Origin of the sequence: Streptomyces sp. NRRL WC-3549, from assembly GCF_000721935.1 — a bacterium.
In the GTDB taxonomy this organism is placed as follows: domain Bacteria; phylum Actinomycetota; class Actinomycetes; order Streptomycetales; family Streptomycetaceae; genus Streptomyces.
Window position 1 is genome coordinate 106,267 of record NZ_KL585423.1, and the last position, 3,964, is coordinate 110,230.

At 74.0% G+C, this 3,964-nt stretch carries 4 protein-coding genes and 1 pseudogene; 4 read left to right on the top strand and 1 reads right to left on the bottom strand.

Annotated elements, in window-relative coordinates; all coding sequences use genetic code 11:
* The 3 genes from IH13_RS0126835 to IH13_RS0126845 all read left to right on the top strand — a co-directional run.
* Positions 1 to 672 (top strand): hypothetical protein (locus IH13_RS0126835; protein ID WP_037842465.1); only part of this gene is annotated, 672 nt, incomplete at its 5' end.
* Positions 669 to 1,496 (top strand): glycosyltransferase family 2 protein, encoded by an 828-nt coding sequence (locus IH13_RS0126840; RefSeq protein WP_031088555.1) that lies wholly within the window; start codon positions 669 to 671, stop codon positions 1,494 to 1,496. The genes IH13_RS0126835 and IH13_RS0126840, both read left to right, overlap by 4 nt.
* A gap of 88 nt (positions 1,497 to 1,584) precedes the next feature.
* Entirely contained in the window at positions 1,585 to 1,902 is a 318-nt protein-coding gene (locus IH13_RS0126845) for a hypothetical protein (RefSeq protein ID WP_031088556.1), read from the top strand.
* Positions 1,903 to 1,930: 28 nt separating this feature from the next.
* Here the strand turns inward: IH13_RS0126845 and IH13_RS0126850 are convergent, their stop codons facing one another.
* Positions 1,931 to 3,103 carry a glycosyltransferase gene (locus tag IH13_RS0126850; RefSeq protein ID WP_031088557.1) on the bottom strand — a complete coding sequence of 391 codons (1,173 nt, stop codon included), beginning with the start codon at positions 3,101 to 3,103 and terminating at the stop codon, positions 1,931 to 1,933.
* A 110-nt stretch (positions 3,104 to 3,213) separates the two neighbouring features.
* On the opposite strand from IH13_RS0126850, the pseudogene IH13_RS0126855 reads away from it, so the two are divergent.
* A pseudogene (locus IH13_RS0126855) lies at positions 3,214 to 3,964 on the top strand (hypothetical protein); the annotation flags it as partial.

A 3,964-nucleotide genomic window follows, 5' to 3' on the forward strand; every position in this document is an offset into this window, starting at 1 on the left:
ACCGTCGTCCTCGCGACGGCGGCGCTGGCCGCCTGCGGCGCGTCCGGCGACGATGAGCCGTCGAAGGGCCCCGCACCGTCCGCGGCGGCCGTCTCCGCGCCCGCCGCCGCGGGACCGTCGAAGCCGCCGGACGAGGACGCCCGGGCCCTGGGCCCGAAGGAGACGAGCGAGCCGCCGAAGGTGCCCGCCGGTGAGATCACCCCGGCCGCCGGGACCTTCAGCAAGCCGCAGAAGGAGTACCTGACCGACCGCGTCCCGCAGGGGATGGACCCGGCGGCGGTGCTCCAGACCGGCCAGGCGACCTGCGACCGGCTCCGCTACCTGGTCAAGGCCGACCGGGACATCGCGGTGGCGGCGATCGTCGCCGGCGAGGTCGCGGACGCGGAGCCGGCGGTGGCCCATCTCTGCCCGCAGCACCGCGAACTGGTGGACGAGGCGGCGCGGGGCTACCCGGACGGCACCCACACCGGCGCGAAGCTCCGCCCCGGCCGCTACCGCGCCCCCTCCCCCACCCGGGACTGCGCGTGGCGGCTGGCCGGGGCGGAGGACGAGGAGCTCACCACGGGCGCCTCGGACACCGGCGACCCCGTCTCGCTCACCGTCCCGGCCGGCGCCCGCGCCTTCACCTCCACAGGCTGCTACGCCTGGCTGCCCGAAGGAGAGCCCTCGTGAGCAAGCTGCCCATAGCCGTGGCGATCCCCACGAAGAACGAGGCCCTGAACATCGCCGAGGCGGTGGGGTCGGTCCTCGGCCACTTCGAGGCGGTCGTCGTGGTGGACTCCCACAGCACCGACGACACGGCGAGGATCGCCGAGGAGGCGGGGGCCGAGGTGGTCACGTACACCTGGGACGGGGGCCATCCGCGGAAGAAGCAGTGGTGTCTGGAGAACGTCCGCACGGACCTGGACTGGATCCTGCTGCTCGACGGCGACGAGCGGATCAGCCCGGGGCTGCTGGCCGAGCTGCGGCAGGTCTTCGCCGGCCCGGAGCGGCCCGGGCCGGCGGCGTACGACATCCCGCTGGGCTACTGGTTCTCGGGGAAGCGGCTGCGGCACGGCTACACCATCCGCAAACGCTCGCTGACCGACCGGACGCGCTGCCACTACCCGGAGGTCGGGGACCTGGACGCGCCGGGGATCGGCGAGGTGGAGGGCCACTACCAGCCGGTGGCCCCGTCCTTCCGGGCCCTGCGCAACCCCATCGAGCACCAGGACCTGGACCCGGTGACCGCCTGGTTCGAGCGGCACAACCGCTACTCGGACTGGGAGGCGTGGCTGGAGCACCACCCCGACGTCAAGGAGCAGGTGCGGAAGGTGAAGTCCCGTCAGGGGCAGCTCTTCCACAAGGCGCCGTTCAAGCCGCTGCTGTCCTTCGCGTACATGTACGTCTACCGGCGGGGCTTCCTGGACGGGCGGGCGGGGCTGGACTTCGCCCTGGCGATGAGCTTCTACCGGTGGCAGATCGCCCTGAAGTCCCGGGAGGGGAGAACGGGCTGAGCCACCGCCGCCTCCACGGCCGGGTGCGTGGAGGCGGCGGGCCCCGCGGGTGACGGGCCGCACGGCGTGACGCGGCTAAAGTCCCGATATGCGCCCGATGCCGTCGTCCGACATGGTCAGCCTGATCTCGTTCCTCGCCGTTCTGCTGGTCTTCTTCAGCATCGACGTACGCTCACGGGATTCGGACGCCTCGAAGCCCTGGCACGCGCACCTCTTCGAATGGGCCTCCCGGATCGGCGGGGTCGCCACCGCCGTGGCCCTGACCCTGGGGTGGGTGGACCTCTTCCTCCCGGACGAGAGCAGTCCCATCCATGTGATGTTCGTGGCCGCCCCCGGGTCGCTGGCGGTGCTGTGCGCGATCGTGCTGGGGCTGGAGATGCTCTGGCAGCGGTGGGAGGCGTCGTAGTGGTCCGACGGCGCCCTGGGCCGCCGTCTCAGTCCCGCCGCCCCGGACGCCTCCGGCGGACCACGTCCTCGTAGGTCCGCCGGAGGGTGCGGGTGACGGTCTCGATGGTGAAGTGCCCGTTGACCAGGTCCCACGCGGCCCGGCCCGCCTTCTCGGCCTCGCCGGGCTCCAGGAGCTCCAGGACCGCCCGGGCGACCCCGGCCGCGTTGGCGGCGTCCTCGCCGACGCGGCTGTCGACGACGCGGCCCGCCCCGGCCGCCGCCACGTCGGGGGCGAGGCCGCAGGTGCGGGTGATGACGACCGGGGTGCCCACCGACATGGCCTCCAGGACGGAGACACCGAGCGGCTCCTCGATCGAGGGCAGGACGTACACGTCGGCCCGGCGCCCGGCGTCGAGCACCTCCTCGTGGCCGAGCGGCCCCACATGGTCCAGCGCGTCCATGACGCCCAGCCTCCGGGCGAGCGCCAGGGTGCCGGGCAGGGCCCCGGTGTCCGGTCCGGCCAGCACGAAGCGGGCGTCCGGGTGCCGGGCCAGGACGGCGGGCATGGCGGCGACGAAGTCCTCGGGCCGTTTGCGCTCCTGGACCCGGGCCAAGAACAGAACGACCGGCGGCCGGCCCGGCTCCCGGGCGGGCTTGCGCTCCTGCGGGCGTACGCCGTTGACGAGGCGCACGGTACGGGTGAGGGCGACCGGCGCGGCGACGGCCTGGACGTCGCGGCGTTCCTGCTCGGTGAGGTGCAGGACGGCGTCGGCGCGGCGCAGCACCGTGCGCACGCCCAGCAGGTCGGTGAGCTGGGCGATCCGGTTCTCGGTGGGGTCGACCATGCCGTGGGTCTGGACGACGAGCGGGGTGCGGGTGGCCAGGGCGAGCAGCGCGGCGGGCAGCGTGACCAGGTCGCGCATCAGATGGACGTGGACGAGGTCGGCACCCCGCATCATGCGGCGGGCGGTGGCCAGCAGGGCGGCGGAGGTGATGCCGCTGACCTCGAACGCGGGCAGCGGGTGGCGGGCCCGGAAGAGGTGCGCGGGGACGCCTTCGACCTCCGGGGGCAGGGGGCCCTCGAAGCCGTCGCCGAGGGCCATGAGGCGGGCGTCGTCGCCCTGGGCGCGCTGCGCCTTCGAGAGGTTCAGCGCGACCCTGGTCGGCCCGCCGAACGCGTGGTCCGGGGTGTGCAGCGTGACGATGTGCAGGACCTTCACCAGGGTTCCCCTCAACCTCGGCCGACGGCGTCCAGCCTAGCCATCCGGCCCCCTCAAGTGGCCTGGTTCGTTAAGGTGTTGAGCGGTCAGAGACCGGCGAACGGGGGACCATGACGTCCGTGCACGAGGCCCCGTCCGCCTCCGCCCCGGCCGGCGGGCCCGGCCGCCGCCCACCGGACGGGCCGGGCAGATCGCTGTCCTGGGCGATGCTCTCGCGGGCGCTGGCGGTGCCGCTCATCCTCGGGCTGGTCTGCTTCCTGCCCGCCGTGGTCGCGGCCCAGCCCGGTTCCGGCGTACGGGACACCGCGTACTGGTTGCAACTGGTCCTGACCTGCTACGCCGGGGCCCGGCTCGCCACGATGATCCTCTCCACCCGGCGGCGGCTGCTCCAGGGCGTCTTCTGGATGTTCGTGTACATCGCGATGGGCGTCGCGCCCTTCGCCCAGGTGGTGCTCGGGCAGACGCCGACGCCGCTGGTCGGGCCGCGCTCGGACCTGGTGACGGCGGTGTCGATGGTCCTGATGGGCTGTGCCGCCTTCGACCTGGGGGCGCTGCTGGCATCCCGGCGTCCGCTGCGGCGCGGGCCGGAGCGGGGCGGGCACGGCCCGGCGCGGGCGCACCGGGTGCGGTTGCGGCTGCTGGTGGTGCTGGCGTTCGCGGCGAGCGGGTACTACGTGCTGAAGCTGGGCGGGCCGGCGGTCTTCTTCACCAGCCGGCAGGAGATCAGCGCCTCCGTGGCCGAGAGCGGGGTGGTGTCCGAGGGGTCGAACGTGGGGTCGGCCTTCCTGAAGGGCTTCGGCACCGTGCCCGCGCTGCTCGCGCTGCTGTTCTACACCCGCCGGCTGGCGACCTCGCGGCGGG

Bases quoted from the DNA above. Each gene is read 5' to 3' on its own strand.
- IH13_RS0126845 (WP_031088556.1), top strand. From the start codon at position 1,585: ATGCGCCCGATGCCGTCGTCCGACATGGTCAGCCTGATCTCGTTCCTC.